The sequence below is a fragment of the Acinetobacter sp. ANC 4636 genome (assembly GCF_054454555.1).
In genome coordinates this window covers 58,144-77,019 of record NZ_JBTKVD010000001.1, presented here as the reverse complement: position 1 = coordinate 77,019, position 18,876 = coordinate 58,144, and the positions used below count along the sequence as shown (strand labels likewise).

The 18,876-nt window shown below is 41.0% G+C and carries 17 protein-coding genes; 8 read left to right on the top strand and 9 right to left on the bottom strand.

The window, feature by feature from the left end; all coding sequences use genetic code 11:
• Positions 1-462 precede the first annotated feature (462 nt).
• The 5 genes from ACX1N5_RS00355 (at position 463) to folE (ending at position 4,458) form a co-directional block, all read left to right on the top strand.
• Positions 463-1,047: an anthranilate synthase component II gene (locus ACX1N5_RS00355; RefSeq protein ID WP_004753373.1), complete on the top strand. Its 585-nt coding sequence runs from the start codon at positions 463-465 to the stop codon at positions 1,045-1,047.
• 8 nt (positions 1,048-1,055) lie between these two features.
• On the top strand, positions 1,056-2,105 hold the full coding sequence (trpD, locus tag ACX1N5_RS00350) for an anthranilate phosphoribosyltransferase (RefSeq protein WP_131380969.1): 1,050 nt from the start codon (positions 1,056-1,058) through the stop codon (positions 2,103-2,105).
• 9 nt (positions 2,106-2,114) lie between these two features.
• Positions 2,115-2,921 (top strand): indole-3-glycerol phosphate synthase TrpC, encoded by an 807-nt coding sequence (gene trpC / locus ACX1N5_RS00345; RefSeq protein ID WP_458799945.1) that lies wholly within the window; start codon positions 2,115-2,117, stop codon positions 2,919-2,921.
• 210 nt (positions 2,922-3,131) lie between these two features.
• Positions 3,132-3,818 (top strand): Smr/MutS family protein, encoded by a 687-nt coding sequence (locus ACX1N5_RS00340; protein ID WP_458799943.1) that lies wholly within the window; start codon positions 3,132-3,134, stop codon positions 3,816-3,818.
• 91 nt (positions 3,819-3,909) lie between these two features.
• Positions 3,910-4,458, top strand: a complete 549-nt coding sequence (folE, locus tag ACX1N5_RS00335) for a GTP cyclohydrolase I FolE (RefSeq protein ID WP_171063183.1) — start codon at positions 3,910-3,912, stop codon at positions 4,456-4,458.
• 23 nt (positions 4,459-4,481) lie between these two features.
• Here the strand turns inward: folE and ACX1N5_RS00330 are convergent, their stop codons facing one another.
• Together ACX1N5_RS00330 and hemE are read right to left on the bottom strand one after the other, a co-directional pair.
• Positions 4,482-5,264, bottom strand: coding sequence for a DUF817 family protein (locus tag ACX1N5_RS00330; protein WP_458800262.1), 783 nt, complete (start codon positions 5,262-5,264; stop codon positions 4,482-4,484).
• A gap of 51 nt (positions 5,265-5,315) precedes the next feature.
• Complete coding sequence (hemE, locus tag ACX1N5_RS00325; RefSeq protein WP_458799941.1) at positions 5,316-6,389, bottom strand: uroporphyrinogen decarboxylase; 1,074 nt, start codon at positions 6,387-6,389, stop codon at positions 5,316-5,318.
• Between the two features lie 186 nt (positions 6,390-6,575).
• On the opposite strand from hemE, the gene ACX1N5_RS00320 reads away from it, so the two are divergent.
• Together ACX1N5_RS00320 and ACX1N5_RS00315 are read left to right on the top strand one after the other, a co-directional pair.
• Complete coding sequence (locus ACX1N5_RS00320; RefSeq protein WP_458799939.1) at positions 6,576-7,823, top strand: L,D-transpeptidase family protein; 1,248 nt, start codon at positions 6,576-6,578, stop codon at positions 7,821-7,823.
• A 77-nt stretch (positions 7,824-7,900) separates the two neighbouring features.
• Positions 7,901-8,521, top strand: coding sequence for an alpha/beta fold hydrolase (locus ACX1N5_RS00315; protein WP_458799938.1), 621 nt, complete (start codon positions 7,901-7,903; stop codon positions 8,519-8,521).
• A gap of 21 nt (positions 8,522-8,542) precedes the next feature.
• On the opposite strand, the gene sohB is transcribed toward ACX1N5_RS00315, so the two are convergent.
• From sohB to ACX1N5_RS00280, 7 genes are all read right to left on the bottom strand, one after another.
• A complete protein-coding gene (gene sohB, locus ACX1N5_RS00310; RefSeq protein WP_458799936.1) occupies positions 8,543-9,505 on the bottom strand; it encodes a protease SohB in 963 nt (320 codons plus the stop codon).
• A 146-nt stretch (positions 9,506-9,651) separates the two neighbouring features.
• Entirely contained in the window at positions 9,652-10,515 is an 864-nt protein-coding gene (pstB, locus tag ACX1N5_RS00305; protein WP_458799935.1) for a phosphate ABC transporter ATP-binding protein PstB, read from the bottom strand.
• 63 nt (positions 10,516-10,578) lie between these two features.
• Entirely contained in the window at positions 10,579-11,964 is a 1,386-nt protein-coding gene (gene pstA / locus ACX1N5_RS00300; protein ID WP_458799934.1) for a phosphate ABC transporter permease PstA, read from the bottom strand.
• Positions 11,961-13,340, bottom strand: coding sequence for a phosphate ABC transporter permease subunit PstC (gene pstC / locus ACX1N5_RS00295; RefSeq protein WP_458799932.1), 1,380 nt, complete (start codon positions 13,338-13,340; stop codon positions 11,961-11,963). Before pstC ends, pstA begins: the two co-directional genes overlap by 4 nt.
• A gap of 84 nt (positions 13,341-13,424) precedes the next feature.
• Positions 13,425-14,456: a substrate-binding domain-containing protein gene (locus ACX1N5_RS00290; RefSeq protein ID WP_458799931.1), complete on the bottom strand. Its 1,032-nt coding sequence runs from the start codon at positions 14,454-14,456 to the stop codon at positions 13,425-13,427.
• 322 nt (positions 14,457-14,778) lie between these two features.
• Positions 14,779-16,311 carry a pyridoxal phosphate-dependent decarboxylase family protein gene (locus ACX1N5_RS00285; protein ID WP_458799929.1) on the bottom strand — a complete coding sequence of 511 codons (1,533 nt, stop codon included), beginning with the start codon at positions 16,309-16,311 and terminating at the stop codon, positions 14,779-14,781.
• A complete protein-coding gene (locus tag ACX1N5_RS00280) occupies positions 16,311-17,684 on the bottom strand; it encodes a diaminobutyrate--2-oxoglutarate transaminase (protein ID WP_131380992.1) in 1,374 nt (457 codons plus the stop codon). Before ACX1N5_RS00280 ends, ACX1N5_RS00285 begins: the two co-directional genes overlap by 1 nt.
• Before the next feature lie 462 nt (positions 17,685-18,146).
• Between ACX1N5_RS00280 and ACX1N5_RS00275 the strand changes: the two genes are divergently transcribed.
• Positions 18,147-18,848 (top strand): SIMPL domain-containing protein, encoded by a 702-nt coding sequence (locus tag ACX1N5_RS00275; protein ID WP_458799927.1) that lies wholly within the window; start codon positions 18,147-18,149, stop codon positions 18,846-18,848.
• The last annotated feature ends 28 nt before the right edge of the window (positions 18,849-18,876 follow it).

The following is an 18,876-nucleotide window of genomic DNA, read 5'->3' as shown; positions in this document are numbered from 1 at the left end:
TATTTTTTTATACAGTCACGCTTTTTTTGAACATTTAATGTCAATTACAAACATAGTTATCTCTACGTTTAGCAAATTAATCTGCGATTTGGGTTTAAAAACATCAAATTCATAGGCAAAACCCATAACTTAAATCTTAACGACACAACCACCGCCCCATATATTGTGCAGGTTTAGTGCGTTGTAAATTTCACTAGAATATTCATCCCGATCCTCATCTTATTTAAGTCAGGCATAAAAACTCTAGCCGACTTTGAGTAAATTCACAGATGACACTTGGTTGAGAATGCAACAATTCAGCATGAAATAGTTCAGCAAAAAATGGTTATTTTTTGCTATGATGATTTTCGCTATAGAAATTACCTTTATTTTTTCTCTTACAATAAAGGTCTTTTATGTTCTATATCAGTAATTTTGGACTAAGCACATTTAGCGTGCATGCACTTCAATAGGTTAAATATCATGCTTCTAATGATAGACAATTACGACTCCTTTACTTACAACATCGTCCAGTACTTTGGCGAATTAAATCAGGAAGTAAAAGTAGTTCGCAATGATCAAGTCTCATTAGAGGATATTGAACGATGGCAACCAAAGTATCTGGTGATTGGTCCTGGCCCTTGCTCGCCAACTGAAGCAGGTATTTCAATTCCTGCCATTCAGCATTTTGCAGGTAAAATTCCTTTGCTCGGCGTGTGTTTGGGGCATCAAAGTATTGGGCAGGCTTTTGGCGGTAAAATTGTACGTGCCAAACATGTCATGCATGGTCGTTTATCTGACATGTACCACAGTAATACTGGGATTTTTAGCGACCTACCATCACCATTTACTGCAACGCGTTATCACTCTTTGGTGATTGACCAAGCAACATTGCCTGAGTGTCTGGAAGTCACCTGCTGGACGAAAGAAGCAGATGGTTCAATTGAAGAAATTATGGGTGTGAAACACAAGACATTGCCTGTTGAAGGTGTGCAGTTCCACCCAGAATCGATTCTGAGCCAGCACGGACACAAAATTTTCCAAAACTTTCTTGATATTTACAAATAGCGGTTGCCATGAACATTCAACAAGCTTTAAACCATATTACAAAAAACATTCACCTGACCCAAAGCCAGATGCAAGATGTCATGCGTAGCATCATGCAAGGCGAAGCCACAGATGCACAAATTGGTGCTTTATTGATGGGACTTCGCCTCAAAGGTGAAAGTATTGATGAAATTACGGCTGCCGCGCAAGTCATGCGCGAACTGGCCATTAAAATTGATGTCAGTGATGTTCCGCATTTGGTCGATATTGTCGGCACAGGCGGCGATGGGCAGAACTTATTTAATGTCTCTACAGCATCCAGTTTTGTAATTGCTGCCGCAGGCGCGAGTATTGCCAAACATGGTAACCGTGGTGTATCAAGCAAATCAGGTTCATCAGATCTTCTTGAACAAGCAGGCATTCAGCTCAATCTCAACATTGCTCAAACCGAGCGCTGTATTCGTGAAATGGGCATTGGTTTCCTGTTTGCACCCAATCATCATACCGCCATGAAGCATGCAATTGGTCCACGTAAAGAACTGGGTATTCGCACTATTTTTAATTTGCTTGGCCCACTCACCAACCCTGCTGCGGTAAAACGCCTCGTGATTGGGGTGTTTTCTGACGAGTTATGCTACCCAATGGCAGAAGTCATGAAGCAACTTGGCGCTGAACATGTCATGGTCGTGCATTCCAAAGATGGTCTGGATGAAATCAGCCTTGCAGCAACCACCACCATTGCCGAACTCAAAAATGGTGAAATTCAGTCATGGATGATTACCCCAGAAGATGTTGGAATTGAATCACAAAGTTTACATGGCTTAATCATTGACAGTCCTGAAGCCAGCTTAAAACTGATTAAAGATGCGCTTGGACGCAACAAATCAGAAATTGGGCGAAAAGCTGCCGATATGATTGCACTCAATGCGGGTGCAGGTATTTATGTCGCAGGTTTGGCAAAAGACTATAAACAAGGCGTTGCTTTTGCTCAAGATATTATTGATGGTGGTCAGGCGCTAGAAAAAATGAGCGTTTTTGCCGAATTTACAAAAACTCTAAAACAGATTGAAAGCGCATAAGGAACGGTGATGGTAGATATTGCAAACACAATTTTAGGTAAAATTGTTGATCGTAAAGTTGAGGAACTCGCCGCGCGCCGTCAAAAATATAGCCTGCAAGACCTTGAACAACTGGCTGCCCAAGCAACACCTGTACGTGGCTTTGCCCAAGCACTACGTTCTAAACGCCCAGGCGTGATTGCCGAAATTAAAAAAGCATCGCCATCCAAAGGTGTGATTCGTGCCAACTTCAACCCTGCTGAAATCGCCCAGCAATATGAGCGCGCAGGCGCAGCTTGTCTATCGGTACTCACCGATGTCGACTTTTTCCAGGGTGCAGATGAAAATATTCAGATTGCCCGTATCCACTGTGCTTTGCCTGCCCTACGTAAAGATTTCTTGATCGACCCTTACAATGTGGTTGAAGCACGCGCTTTGCACGCTGACTGTATTTTGCTGATTGTGGCGTGCTTGTCCGATCAACAATTACAGGAAATGTCACAGACTGCATTTGAGCACAACCTTGATGTATTGGTTGAAGTGCATGATGAAGCTGAACTTGAGCGCGCCCTGCAACTGAATGAACGCTGTCTTCTTGGTGTAAATAACCGCAACTTAAAAACTTTTGAAGTCGATTTAAATACTTCATTACGTTTGAAAAAATTGCTTGATCCACAGCGTTTACTGGTCACGGAAAGCGGCATTGCAACAACTGAAGATGTCAAAATCATGCAAGAACATGATATTCACAGCTTCTTGGTAGGCGAAAGCTTTATGAAACAACCTGATCCTGCACAGGCATTCCAAGCGCTATTTGGAACACCCGAACAACTATAAAAGCATCTTGATATGAGCCGAATTTAGATGAGTCTAGATTCGGCTTTTTATATTTGTCATTCGTCACAAGCATTTAAAATATTTCAAAACACACTTTCCCCTACTTGAGAGCGATTTAAATTTAAAAATATGTCTGTGGCTTTTGATTTCTCACCCCATGTCATTTCGTACTATACTTAGCAAAATTTCACTTTTTTATGTTTTATTATCATGAGTAATAAAGATTCTGCGCTGTCAAAAGAGCAACAGTCCCTGCTCAAGCAGTTTAAAAAACAAATCACTCATCCACATACAACTCAACTGGCGCAACAACAAACTGCTGCCCAAACCAAAGTTGAAGAACCTGAGGATGACTGGGATTTATTTAAAAAAGCCACACAAGGTGTGCAAAAGTTAGACAATACTAATATTGCTAACTTAAATCGTAGCAAGCAAAAAAAACTTGATGCACAAACACTGGCAAAACGTGTTGCAGCAGAAGGTACGACCGAAAGTGAAAATGCAGAACTGTCAGATACTCAGGCTGCATTAAACCCAGTAGGCAGCCAGCAAACCCTAAACTATCGGGTTGCGACATTACAGCACCGTGTGTTTGAAGATTTAAAAATAGGTAAACTGCGCTGGTTTGAAGCCGTTGACCTGCATGGGTGTACCGTTGAACAAGCACGCGCTGCGATTTTGCAACTGATTCAAATGGCAAAAGATGAAAACCAGAATGTCATTAAAATCGTACACGGTAAAGGTCCAGAGGCGATTTTAAAAACTTATGTAAATGGTTGGCTACGTCAGCATCGTGATGTATTGGCTTTTGTGAGCACTCCTGAAAATCAGGGTGGAACAGGTGCAGTTTTGGTTTTACTCAAACGCGCTGAAAAAAATCCAAAGTATAAACAGTAAGCTGTTTTAATAATTAGTATCGGTCTTTCGCAAGTTTTCTGTTAAAATGCCGAGCTTGCTCAACCAGTGTAAGTGAACACCTGTTATGTCTATGCAGCAATCCTACGAAAAAATTCTCACCGCAGTTGGTGAAGATCTTCAACGTCCAGGCCTTAAAGATACGCCTGTTCGTGCGGCGCGCGCTTTTTCGTATTTGACTTCAGGTTATAATCAAACGCTTGAAGAAGTTACAAACAATGCTGTTTTCCCATCAGAAAACCGCGAAATGGTACTGGTGAAAAATATCGAATTTTATTCGCTCTGTGAACACCACCTTTTACCATTCTATGGTCGTGTGCATATTGCCTATTTGCCTGAAGGACAAGTGTTGGGTCTTTCTAAATTTGCTCGGATTACTGAAATGTTTGCACGTCGTTTGCAAATTCAGGAAAACTTGACGCAGCAAATCGCTGAAGCAGTCGCAAGCGTGACTCATGCACGCGGTGTTGCCGTTGTGATTGATTCCGCACATATGTGTATGATGATGCGTGGTGTTGGTAAACAAAGCTCAACCACACGTACAGTTTCTTTTGTTGGTCAATTTAAAACTGACGAAGAAGTCCGCCGCGAATTTTTACGCGTTGTTCCTGAAAGCTATTAAGCTGGATGGCCAAAGGCAAGTATTTACTTGCCTTTTTTATCTAAGAGATGAACATCATCAATCTGCCAATTGCCTTGGGCATCACGTTTACCCAAGATCTTCATGACCAGCACCAAGCTCAACAATAACAATAAATACCACGAACCAATTTTGCCCCACCAAACAATATGCCAACCATCAATCTGGCTTGGATAAACCCAAATATCATAAAAAGTACTGATATTTTCCGCAATCCAGATCAAAAATGCCAAAAACAGCAGCACAGGGAGCATCGGCAAATGCCATGTTCTTTTTAACACTTGGAAATTGACTTTGGTTTTCCAAAAAATCAGCACACTCCAGACAAATAAAATACTGCGAATATCCTGAATAAAAAACTTACTGATAAAGTTAATATAGGCACACAATGCCAATGCCAGCATGTTGAGCAAGCTTGGTAACTTTTCAAATGAAATATAAAACAGTCGAATCGAGCGAGCAAAAAAACTGCCAATTGCCGAATACATAAAGCCAGCAAACAGCGGTACAGTTAAAATTTTCAGGATGGCAGGTTCAGGATATTGCCATGAACCAATTTTAGGCGCGGTTAGAACCAGTTCCATGATCATTGCCATAACATGAAACAAAGCGATCACTTTGGCTTCTTGCCATGATTCCATCCGAAGATACAGCATCAATCCCTGAATCAAGACTGCACAGAAAAATAAATAATCGTAACGGTAAAAACCCAAATACGAGTGATGCCCCATTTTAAAACTCAAGGCAAAAATGATGAGTAATAAAATACCAAAAAGTGCAGCGGACATTGCACGCTGCACTACAGTATAAATAAAACGAACGGTGAGGTTCACGCAAATTTAGCCTAGATACTTGGCACTATATTCATGAACTGTATCCACAAACACTTTGGCATGATCTGGGTTAACCCACTGGGTAATTCCATGTCCAAGATTAGCAATATAGCCTGTTTTTTCACCATGTGCATAAGCATCATCCAACATGGCATGCACGGCTCTTTCTATCGATTTTGGTGAGCCATATAAAATCGCAGGATCTAAATTCCCTTGTAGAGCCACCTGCCCATGTACCAGTTCACGAGCCGTTTTCAGTGACGTTGTCCAGTCTAGCCCCAAAGCATCAGCGCCCGTTGCCAGCATTGGAATCAGCCATTGCCCACCACCTTTGGTAAAGAGAATCACAGGAATGCGCTGCCCATCTTTTTCGCGTTGCAAACCTGCAATAATTTTCTGCATATATTGCAAGGAAAATTCTTGGTACTCGCGATGTGCCAGTGAGCCGCCCCAACTGTCAAAAATCTGAATCGCTTGAGCACCTGCATCAATTTGTACGTTTAAATAATCAATCACCGATTCTGCCAGATGATCAAGTAAAGCATGCAACAGCTCAGGTTGGGCATACATCATCTGTTTGGTAAAACGGAATTCCTTACTCGATCCACCCTCAACCATATACGTTGCAAGTGTCCACGGACTCCCCGAAAAACCAATCAATGGCACTTGCCCTGCCAATGCCGAACGAATGGTCGAAACCGCGTCCATGACATAACCCAAATCTGTTTTAGCATTGAGTTTAGGAAGCTGTGCAATATCTTGTTCAGTTCTGACTGTTTTATGAAATTTTGGCCCTTCCCCAGCTTCAAAATACAAACCTAAACCCAAAGCATCAGGTACAGTTAAAATATCAGAAAATAAAATGGCAGCGTCCAACGCATAACGACGCAAAGGTTGCAATGTCACTTCACATGCAAAATCGGTATTTTTACATAAAGAAAGGAAATCGCCTGCCTGAGCACGTGTCGCGCGATACTCTGGTAAATACCGCCCAGCCTGACGCATCATCCAGACAGGTGTGGTATCAACAGGTTCACGTAACAAAGCACGTAGGAAACGATCATTTTTTAAAGTCGTCATATCCTTTCCATGAATCATCAAAAATTCACCTATCATAACAAAAAGCCCGTATTTTGAATAATCAACCCGCTTGTTATTTTTATAGACGCAATACGGATACGAAATAATTAATGCATCGGTTTATAATTTCTGTAATACTGACCGCGTTTTTTCATCATACATACATAATTCTTAAGGTTGAATTAGATGTTCGTTCGCTCATTACTCGCTATGAGTCTAAGCTACCTCATGCTAAATACTGCTTTTGCAGCTCCTAATGCAGAGCAACCATTAAATCCCAAAAAAGTAGCCTCAACGACTACTATTCAAGACCCAATCAATCCTCTTGCGCTTGATACCAAAGCAGCGTCTGAAGTGATGGAAGGCCGTAGTCCTACAGCCTCTGAGGTTGCATCGGTGACGGCGGCATCTGAAGTACAAATCACTCAACAGGAACAGAACAATCTTAACCAAGTCACCAAAACGGTTAAAACGATTGATCAAAGTTCAGATAAAACCACAGCGGCATCAACAAAAAATAACGCTGCAAAACATGCATGGACACTTGACAATTTAAATAATATTCAATGGTATCCAAACATTGGTAAAGGGCAATTCCCTGTCTATGCACGCGCACAAGTCATGTTGAACAATAACCATGCTTCGCCTGGTGCAATTGATGGTAGCAGTGGCAAAAATACGCTCAAAGCCCTAGCTTCTTTCCAGCAAATGCAAGGTCTACCAACTACAGGCGAGCTTGATCAAGCGACCTGGAATGCCTTAATTGCAACCCAAAACAAACCTGCTTTTATTGAATACACAATTACTGAAGCGGATCTGAAAGGTCCATATGCGAAAAGCATTCCTTCAGACTACGCATTACAAGCGAAAATGCCGGGCTTGTATTACACTCGCGTCACCGAAATGCTAGGTGAAAAGTTCCATATGGATGAAGCGTTTTTAAAACAGCTCAATCCAAAAGCAACTTTCAATAAAGTCGGTGAAAAAATTATTGTGACCAACATCCGCAATAATTTACCTGAAAATATTCATTTGATTGTGGCGCATAAAGGTGCAAAACAATTGTATTTGTTCAATGACCGCAACCAAATGATCGGTTCATTTCCTGCGACCATTGGTAGTAGCGATACTCCATCTCCAACAGGAACATACAAAGTTGTTGGTGCCACCAAAAACCCATACTACAGTTACTCTCCAAGTAACTTTGTACAAGGCAAAAACTTAAAACCTTTGACTCTGCCACCTGGCCCAAATGCTCCTGTGGGTAATGTCTGGATTGGTTTGAGTAAGCGTTCATTTGGTATTCATGGTACACCAAACCCATCTGCAATTTCTAAAACAGCATCACATGGTTGTATTCGTTTAACCAACTGGGATGCCAATGATTTAGCAAGTAAAGTAAAAGCTGGCGTAACTGTAAAATTTATTGAATAATTTTTATAGCTATCCTTAAATAAGCTCAGAATTTCTGGGCTTATTTTTTATCAGAAACAATCAACAAGAAAAATTTTATGGACACGAAAATTCTTTTTCTGCCTGGTGCATCTGGAAGTACTCAGTTCTGGCAGCCTGTACAAAAAGATCTTGCCAAAGATTATCAAACCACCATTATTGGCTATCCTGGGTTTGGTCAAACTCCAGCCAATCCAGATATTTATAATTTCCAACAACTCACAGAGTATGTACTCGATCAGATTCAACAGCCGTGCTATTTGGTTGCTCAGTCTATGGGCGGCATATTTGCAATAGCCGCAGCCCTACGTAAACCTGAATTAATTCGTGGTCTGGTTCTTCTTGCAACGTCTGGCGGGATTGATCTTACTGCTTTTAAGGTGGCTGACTGGCGAGAAACCTACCGTCAGGAATATTTAAACCTGCCTGACTGGTTTATTACGGCACAAAGCAACCATCAAGATCAATTACACCAGATTCACTGCCCAACTCTTTTACTTTGGGGAGAATCTGATCCCATCAGCCCGATTGCTATAGGACAATATTTACAACAACAACTTAAACAATCTGATTTAAACATCATTGCCCACGGGCAGCATGATTTTGGCAAAACACATGCTCCAGAAGTCACTCAACTGATTCGAAACTTTTTAACACGACATAAAAAAGCCAGCATATAGCTGGCTAATGAGTATTCAAAATTAAAGTTTTGGATCTCGTAACTGTACCTGTGACTGGTTTGCTTTAGTCAACACATCGGTCAGTTTATTCATCATTGCAGGTATAAGCTGGTCTGCAATTTGCGCTGCCTGCAAACCTAACTTTTCACCTAAAGTTGGTTTACGACGCGTACTAATCAGATACACATCATACTGCGGCAAAAGCTTCAAGATGACTTCATCTGAAGTTTGTAATTCATCAATCAGATTCAACTCTAGCGCATCCTGACCATACCAGTGTTCACCTGTTGCCACTTTTTCCACATTCAGTTTTGGACGATATTTTTCGACAAAGTGCTTAAACAGTGTATGAGTCTGTTGGAGTTCCTGCTCAAACTTGTCTTTTCCTTCTTGGGTATTTTCACCAAACATCGTCACGGTACGTTTATATTGTCCAGCAGTATACAGTTCAAAATCAACGTGATGTTCACGCAGCAAACGGTTAAAGTTTGGAACCTGAGCCACCACACCAATAGATCCCACAATCGCAAATGGTGCTGCAATAATTTCATTAGCGATACATGCCATCATATAACCGCCGCTAGCCGCGACCTTATCGACAACAATCGTGACATGAAAACCTGCTTCGCGTAAACGCACCAGTTGAGCCGCAGCCAGACCATAACCATGTACCATACCACCTGGGCTCTCAAGGCGAATCACGACCCGATCTTGCCCTGCTTTTGCAGTTGACAAAATCAGAGTAATTTCTTCACGTAAAGCTGAAACAGCAGATGCCTGTACATCACCATTAAAGTCAACGATATAAACTTTCTGATTATTCTTTTTACGCTGCTTTGCTTCTTTGGCTAACTGTTTGTTAAATTGTAATAATTCAAATTTTGATACTGTACTTTGAATAATTTTCTTTCTTTGTTCATTAACACGTGCATTGAGGTGAGTCACGTGAATTTCAGCAGGAATTTTGGGCACTTGAAATAGCATATCTTAGCCTAATACATAAAGTCATGAGTTGAAGATGAGGGTTTCAGTAGTAAAAATCAATAGCCAAACATGAATCACTACAATTCAATAAAAATCCCCATATAAACATGAGGATATAATTGAAAATCTTAAATTTAAATCAAAAATCAACCAAAGCGGCCTGTAATATAAGCTTCTGTTAATTGGTGGTCTGGCTGGGTAAAGACTTTCTCTGTTGAATTAACTTCAATCAAGTCGCCCAAGTGAAAATATGCTGTACGATCAGACACGCGTGCTGCTTGCTGCATTGAATGCGTCACAATCGCAATCGTGTATTGCGTTGACAAGTCAGAAATCAATTCCTCAATTTTTGCAGTTGCAATGGGATCGAGTGCTGAACAAGGTTCATCCATCAAAATTACTTCTGGGCTGACTGCAATAGTACGCGCGATACATAAACGCTGTTGCTGACCACCTGACAAGCTTGTTCCTGGATGGTTTAAACGGTCTTTAACTTCTTCCCACAAACCCGCTTTACGCAAGCTGTTCTCTACAATTTCCTCCATATCATATTTGTCACGTGCCAAACCATGAAGCTTAGGGCCATAAGACACATTATCAAAAATGGACTTGGGAAACGGATTTGGTTTTTGAAATACCATTCCGACCTGCGCACGTAACAATACAACATCTAGGCTCGGGTCATAAATATCCTGTTGATCCAGTGTCACCTTCCCTGTAACACGGCAAGTGTCAATCGTGTCATTCATACGATTTAAAGTACGTAAAAATGTTGATTTACCACAACCCGATGGCCCAATAAAAGCAATCACTTCATTTTGGTAAATGTTTAAATCAATACCTTTAATGGCTTCGGTTTCACCATAGTAAACATGTACATTTTCAGTGGTGATTTTCACCTCTTGTACTGCTTTTTTCTTGTGGCTTTCATATTGGTCAAAGTGACCAATATGAACATTCACTGGACGATGATGTTCAGTACCTTCGTATGACGTATGAGATTCTGGCATCACCTGTATATCCTGTGTTTGTAATGAAGTTTTCTTTGCTGTATTCACGTTATTTTGCCCCGATTACCAACGAACTTCAAATTTCTTGCGTAACCATATGGCCAAACCGTTTAACCCAATCATCATGACTAACAACACAATAATCGCAGCTTCGGTACGGCCTTCAAAGAAGTTACGAAGTTCGTTGCCTTGCCACAGAAAAATCTGTACAGGTAATGCAGTCGATTGATCCAATGGCGTAGCTGGGACACTCGCGACGAAAGCACTCATACCAATTAAGAGTAATGGTGCAGTTTCACCCAAAGCCTGAGCCACGCCAATAATCGCACCCGTTAAAATACCAGGCAGTGCGAGTGGCAGAACATGATGCAAAACAGTTTGTATGTTGGATGCCCCCAAGCCTTGCGCCGCTTGGCGAATCGAAGGAGGTACCGCTTTTAGTGATGCACGTGTGGTAATAATAACTGTTGGCAAGGTCATTAAACTCAGAACCAGACCACCGACCATAGGTGCTGATAATGGCAAATGCATCCAGCCCACAAAAATTGCAGCTCCCAGCAAACCAAATACAATTGAAGGAACTGCTGCCAAATTATTGATATTCACTTCAATAATATCGGTCAGGATATTTTTCTTGGCAAACTCTTCCAGATAAATTGCACTCGCTACACCAATTGGAATCGCGACAAAGATCACGATCAACATCATGAACAATGACCCCATAAAAGCACCTGCCAAACCACTCGATGCAGGTGAACTACGTGAGTCACTATTGGTAAAGATATTGAAGTTAAAAGTACGCTCAAGCATATTTTTCTTTGCTAAGTGATCGATCAGTTTACGTACATCAGGACTCAATTGTTGTTGGTCATCAGGTAAACTATGATCAATCTTGCCAGCCAGCCACACATCCACATTCGCTTCAGCAAGGAACTTTAATTCCTCTTTTTTACCAATCAGGCTGGTATCTTTAAAGACCATATCACGGATACGAAAGGCTTCAGAGCTGGCATAAATACTACGTAAATTATCTTCTTGCCCAGCAAGACTCGGATCTTTTGCAATCATACCCTTAACAATCATGCCATCCCAGTCAACCATCCCCATTTTAGTTTGCCAGTCGATATAACGCTCTTGATATCTGGCTGGAGATTCACCTGCTCGCTGGACAGGTTTAGCCCCCACATCAATCATCTTTGGATCAAAATACACAGGAACAGTCATACTGGCTTGCCAGAATGAAGGTAAACCTTTATACAAAATACTCCCGAACAATACCGCCACAAAGAATAAACCGATCACGACCGCTGACAATCCCAAAGATCGAAAGATTTTTTCTTTACGGTGGCGCTTTGCTAAAGACTGGGTAATCATTCTTTTACGTTTTTCACGCAACTCCGCAGCAATATTCGGATCAACCGCAGGTTGCCGCATTGAGGTCATATTCATTCGTATTGCTCACGATATTTACGCACAATGTACAGTGCAACAATATTAAGACAAAGGGTAATGATGAACAGCGTTAGACCTAATGCAAAGGCAACCAGTGCCTGAGGACTCGCAAAGTCTGTATCACCTGTTAACTGATTTACAATGGTCACGGTCACTGTAGAAACAGCTTCTAGTGGATTGGCCTGCAACAATGGGCTGTTGCCTGCTGCAAGTACGACAATCATGGTTTCACCAATTGCCCGTGATGTCGCCAGCAAAAATGCCCCCACGATCCCTGGCAACGCGGCAGGTAAAACCACCTGACGAATCGTTTCAGACTGTGTTGCACCCAGACCTAAAGAACCATCACGCAAAGTACGTGGCACCTGAGTAATAATGTCGTCAGACAAAGATGAAACAAATGGAATGATCATGATACCCATGACAAAACCAGCGGTTAAGGCACTTGTTGCATTAATATCTACACCAATACTGGCACCGACATACTTAAAGAATGGCCCAACCACCATTAAAGCAAAAACCCCATACACAATGGTTGGAATGCCTGCCAAAATTTCAATGCTTGGTTTTGCCCATGCACGCAGCCGTGGAGAGGCATATTCAGCAAGGTAAATTGCAATCATTAATCCAACAGGAATGGATACCAGTAAGGCGATTGCACTCACCATGAGCGTTCCCCATAACAAGGGCAATAAACCATAACTGCCTTCTGCACTACCTGTTGTGCTAAAGCCAGGATTCCATTCAGTGCCGAAGAAAAAGGTACTTGGGCTAACAAAATGAAAAAAATGCAATGCTTCACTCAGCATTGACATGACAATACCAATCGTCGTCAGAATCGCAACACCTGAACATAACGCTAAACTAATACGAATGACTTTTTCTACATGGTTACGGGCACGATATTTTTGACTAATACGTTTTTGAGCAAAAATAAGGCCGACCATTGCGACACAGATCACGACCGCAAACTTGGCATATTCACCAATTTTCACAAACTGTGCATATTGTTGTGCGGCTTTTAGCTCATATGGCATGACCTGATCGGTAACACCAAATCCTGTAGCAATCGCTTGAACACGATCGAGTAAAACTGTTTTACTCGCATCATCTAAATTTAGAAGCACCGATGCAGGCACCTGATTAAATACCGCCTGATGCAATAAAGTGGGTTGCAACAGATTCCAAATTGCCAAAATAAGGAACGCAGGCAAACCACACCACATTGCAACAAGTGCACCGTAATATCCTGGACGGGAGTGCAAACTAACGGAGCTATTGCCTTTCCCTGCCAACTGACGGCTCTTTTTTAAGCCTAACTGGTATGCAACGGCAATCAATGCCAGCAGTACACCCAAAAGAAGCAGATTCATCTTATCTCCGCTCGTTTTATCTTGATACAAAGCCCAATGGATCAACCTAAAACCCTAGATTAACCCGATTTTGAGCAAATCCAATTAGTTAACAGTTTTACCTGCTTGAAAATCTGCCAAATTTTTTGCACGCTCTGCATCAGACATTGCAATCAACCCAGCACGTTCAAGTTTTGAACCTTTACCAGAAACGTGCTTATTTAAAAAATATTCAACGTACTGTGGTAAACCTTTCACAAGTTTCACATGTTCTCCTTTTACATAGAAGAATAATGGACGAGATACAGGATATTTACCATTTAAGATCGTTTTTTCACTTGGAACAACATTATTGACTGTCGCAACGCGCAAACGGTCACGGTTTTGATTATAAAAACCAAGACCAAATACCCCCACCGCGCTTGGAGAAGTTTTTAAACGTGCCAATGTTTCCGTGTAATCCCCAGAAATTTCTATCACGCGACCATCTTTACGAAAGCTAGAACATGCATTTTTTTGTGCTTCTTTATCTAACTTCTTAAAGTAAGCATATGCTTCACAGCCAGCATCTACCATTTTTTCTTGAAACACTTCACGTGTACCATGGTTAGATGCGGGGATCACCAACGTAATAGGTTCATTGGGTAAGCTTGGATCAATCTGATTCCAGCGCGTATATGGGTTTGGAACTAACTTGCCTTTTGATGGAAGCTTCTCGGCCAGTGCTGCAAATACATGATAAGGCTTTAATTTATAGGTTGGTTTTGCGCTGTTTGATGCAAATGCAATACCATCATAACCGATTTTTATTTCTTGGATTTTATTCACACCTGCTTTTTTACAGGCCGCAATTTCAGTGTCTTTAATTTTACGTGATGCATTGGCAATATCGATGGTGTTATCACCTACACCCTGACAAAATTGCTTTAAACCAGCAGATGAACCACCAGAACCAACTACTGGCACTTTAAACTGTGGGAAAGTATGTCCGAAGTCTTCTGCAACAATACTTGCGTAAGGCAATACAGTAGAAGAACCTGAGATTTGAATAGTTTCGCGCGCTGCATGCGCGCCTGTTGCGAATATTGTTACTGAACAAGCAAATGCTAAGGCAAAATATTTTTTGCTAAAATTCATTCCCATCTCTCAATTTAATTTATACCAATAAAACTGCTGCCTTTATTGGTAAATTTATGCTGAATCGCTTGCATTTTGAGTTTTTTATATGACATTTATGTTACAAATTAAAGACTATTTTGTAATAATCCAGATTAGGGCAATTTTTATAATTTTCATTAAAAATCAATAATAAATACAACTTAGATTAACGTGGCCATCCTACTTGCGATCATCTAAAGATTTGGTTCAGCCACATCCAGCTAGTTTAAATAGGATTAATTCCATAGAAAAAGGTCACCTCAGTGACCTTTTTCTACAGCTTGATAGCAATCTATATTATTTAGTCAATCGCTGGAACATAAGTTCCTGCTGCAATTGCATCTTTAATACGATCAGCTTCAGCTAGAACCAATCCAAGTAAGTTTTGTACATTCTCAAGCGTTACTACTGGGCTTAAAGTAGTCATTTTCAATGATTGAACATGACCTACTTTTGTTACGCCAATATTCGCCTCGCCACGTGCAAACAGTTCATCTGCAACGTTTTGGTTTAGACTATCCAAAAATTCAGCAGGATAGCCTTCAGGCACAACTCGGAACAAAACTGACGCAAATTGTGGTTCAACCAACAATTCGAGACCAGCAGTCGCTTTAATATAATCAGCAACTTCGCGAGTCAACTTCACACCGTGATCAATCATTGAACCATAAAGTTCTTCACCCAATGCTTCAACAGTCATCCACAATTTCAATGCATCAAAACGACGAGTCGTTTGTAATGATTTAGATACAAGGTTTGGTACACCATGTTCTTCATCATAAGCAGAGTTTAGATATTCTGCTTCATAATGCATAAAGCGATAGTTGGCTTCGTCTTTCAACAAGAAAGCACCACAGCTAATGGTTTGGAAATAGTGTTTATGGAAGTCTAGCGTCACTGAATCAGACAATTCAATACCATCAAGCATTGAACGGAATTCATTCGATAAAATCAGCGCGCCACCCCAAGCTGCATCGACATGCATCCACGCACCATACTGGTTGGTGATGTCACGAATTTTCTTGAGTGGATCAATTGCACCAGCATCGGTTGTACCTGCTGTTGCAACAACACAGGCTACGATTTTACCTTCAGCTTTCAAATGCGCCATGGTTTTTTCGAGCGCATCGACATCCATCTGAGCATTTTCATTCACAGGAACAGTCACAACTGACTGAAAGCCCATGCCCATCATTGCCATGTTCTTTTGCACAGAGAAGTGTGCATTTTCAGAACAAATGACTTTGACATTTTTCAATGCATCAGCAGGTAAGCCATCACGCTGTACTGACCATTCCTGACCGTTTTCGCCTTTCCAGTTTTTCGCAATACACCAGTCACGCGCAAGCAATACACCCATAAGGTTAGATTGCGTACCACCAGAGGTAAATACCCCTGCCTGACCTGTGCCATAGCCCACTTTTTGACGTAACCAGTCAATCAATTGAACTTCCATCAACGAACCTGCAGGGCTTTGATCCCATGAATCCATTGATTGGTTGGTCGCATTGATTAACACTTCCGCAATCTGGCTCATCACCATCGTCGGGCAGTGTAAATGTGCCAATGAATGAGGATGATGTACTTTTAAGCTTTTATTGAGAAAAAGCTCAACCATACGTTGTAAAGACTGCTGTACACCTAAACCATCTTTAGATGGTTTAAAAGAAATCGCAGCACGCAAATCTTTGATGCTACCGCCTGTGTACATTTTATCATTTTGTAACCATGCAGAAACGGCTTTCACCGCTTCACCCATTGCTGACTGATAGTCAGCAATGGATTGTGCATCATTACAAAGTAAAGCTTTGCGATGTTGTGCAAAATCAACCATTAAGCACCTCGAACGGCAACAAGCGCCTCAGCAATTGCTTTCTTGAAGCGTGCAATAACTTCTACACACTCATCTTGAGTAATGATCAACGGGCAAAGTAAACGAATCACTGTACCGTTACGACCACCTTTTTCTAACAACAATTTGTTGTTAAAGCATGCTGTTTGAATCGCAGCAGCCAATTGAGCATCTGCAGGTAATGAACCCATGTGATCAGCAGCTTTACGCTCATCAACAATTTCAATACCTAACATTAAGCCACGACCACGTACGTTCCCGATACATGGGAATTCTTGTGCCAATTTTTTCATTTCAGCTTGTAAGAAATCGCCACGTTCTTGCGCATTTTGAGCCAAGTTCTGTGCTTTAATAACTTGTAAAGAAGCTAAACCTGTACCCATTGCCAATTGGTTACCACGGAAAGTACCCGTGTGACCTGCTGGTTGCCAAGCATCAAATTTACGTTTAATGCCCAATACTGCAAGTGGCAAGCTGCCACCGACTGCTTTTGACATAACAACAACATCTGGCTCAATACCCGCATGTTCAAATGCAAACATTTTGCCTGAACGTGCAAAGCCCGCTTGTACTTCATCAAGAATCAACACAATGTTGTGTTTTTCAGTTACTTCACGGATTTTACGAAGCCATTTTGTAGGTGCAATTACGACACCGCCTTCACCTTGAATCGCTTCAAGAATGACAGCAGCAGGTTTAGTCACACCACTTTCAACATCTTCAATGAACTGTTCAAAATAGTAAGTTAATGCATCAACACCCGCTTCACCGCCAAGACCCAATGGGCAACGGTATTCGTGTGGATATGGCATAAACTGAACACCAGGCATAAGGTTATTGACTGCATTTTTTGCACTCAAGTTACCTGTCATTGCCAATGAACCATGAGTCATACCATGATAGCCACCAGAGAAGCTAATCACTGAACTACGACCAGTATAAGTTTTTGCAAGTTTAATCGCTGCTTCTGTTGCATCTGCACCAGATGGACCACAGAACTGTAAGCAATATTCTTCTTTACCACCAGGCAAATAAGCCAATAAAGCTTCAGTAAAAGCATCTTTTAAAGGTGTCGTTAAATCTAAAGTATGTAAAGGCAGACCACTTGCAAGTGTGTCTTGGATACTTTGAATAACCGCAGGGTGGTTATGACCTAATGCCAATGTCCCTGCACCAGCTAAACAATCAAGGTACTCAGTACCTTCAACATCAGTAACCCAACAACCTTGTGCTTTCGCTATCGCTAACGGTAATTTACGTGGATAACTACGAACATTCGATTCCATCTGACTTTGGCGAGTCAAGTAATATTCGTTGGTGGAATTGGTGGCAGGATTTACAGAAGTAACGCTCATATCGAATTACCATCTCTGATATGGGTTGAAAGAAATAAGTCTGGTGACTTGTGGTCCTTTGACTCGGTGCTTGTAGAATTCTAGTTAGACAAAATTTATAACTTATAACTAGGAGGGCGATAATACCCTTTTTTCTATAAAAATAAAGACCTTTTAGCTCTTTATTTGACCTAATTCATTGAAAAAAACATTTATCTAATGAATTAGCTTCATTATTATGATACTCCATGACAAAAATAAGAAAATCCATCTCATCAGAAATATTTTTTTATCTTTAGATCAACAAAAAAAACCATTCAATATTCAATAATTAATCTACTGAATTTAAAAGATTTTATCTCTTAAACCAAGATACAAAAACTTAAAAAGTATTACAAAGAAGCGACAATTTAACTTTATATAATCCGTTTTCTCCAATTAACATGAGCCTGATAACAAACACTCCAAATTCAAGGAAAATTTATGAGAAATTTGCTCGTATCTAGCCTACTTATTGCTAGCATCAGTCACCCAGTTTTTGCAGCCACTACCGAAGCATTAAACTACAATGTCATCAACATTCAGGCAGATGCTTCGCGCGAAGTTTCAAATGACCAGATTCAAGCTGTTCTTTATATTGAAAAGAACAATAAACAACCTGCTGAACTGGCAAATCAAATCAATACACTGATGAATCAGGCTTTGGCAACTGCCAAAAAATATCAGCAGGTAAAAGTCAAAACTGGGGCTCAAAGTACCTACCCTGTTTACGACACTGACAACAAAAAACTCAAAGAATGGCGCGGGCGTGCTGAACTACAAATCGAAAGCCGTGATTTCAAAGCAGCAAGCCAACTGATTAGTGAATTACAGCAAAACTTCCAGACCGACTCGATTGGTTTTAGTATTTCTGATGAACAGCGTAGCAAAGTTGAAAACGAGCTAATGCTTGAAGCTTCCAAAAACTTCCAGCAACGCGCCCAGTTACTCACTCAGTCTTGGCACAAAACCAGCTACAATCTGGTCAACCTCAATGTCAATACCAACAGTAGCTATCGCCCGATTATGATGAGTGCAAGAACTGCCAAGTTTGCTGAAGTTGCGGCTGCACCTATGGCACAGGACATGAATGCAGGAGAATCTAAAATTAGTGTCAGCGCAAATGGAACAATTCAACTAAAATAAGATTTTGAATTAGTCTGAGTGAAACAAC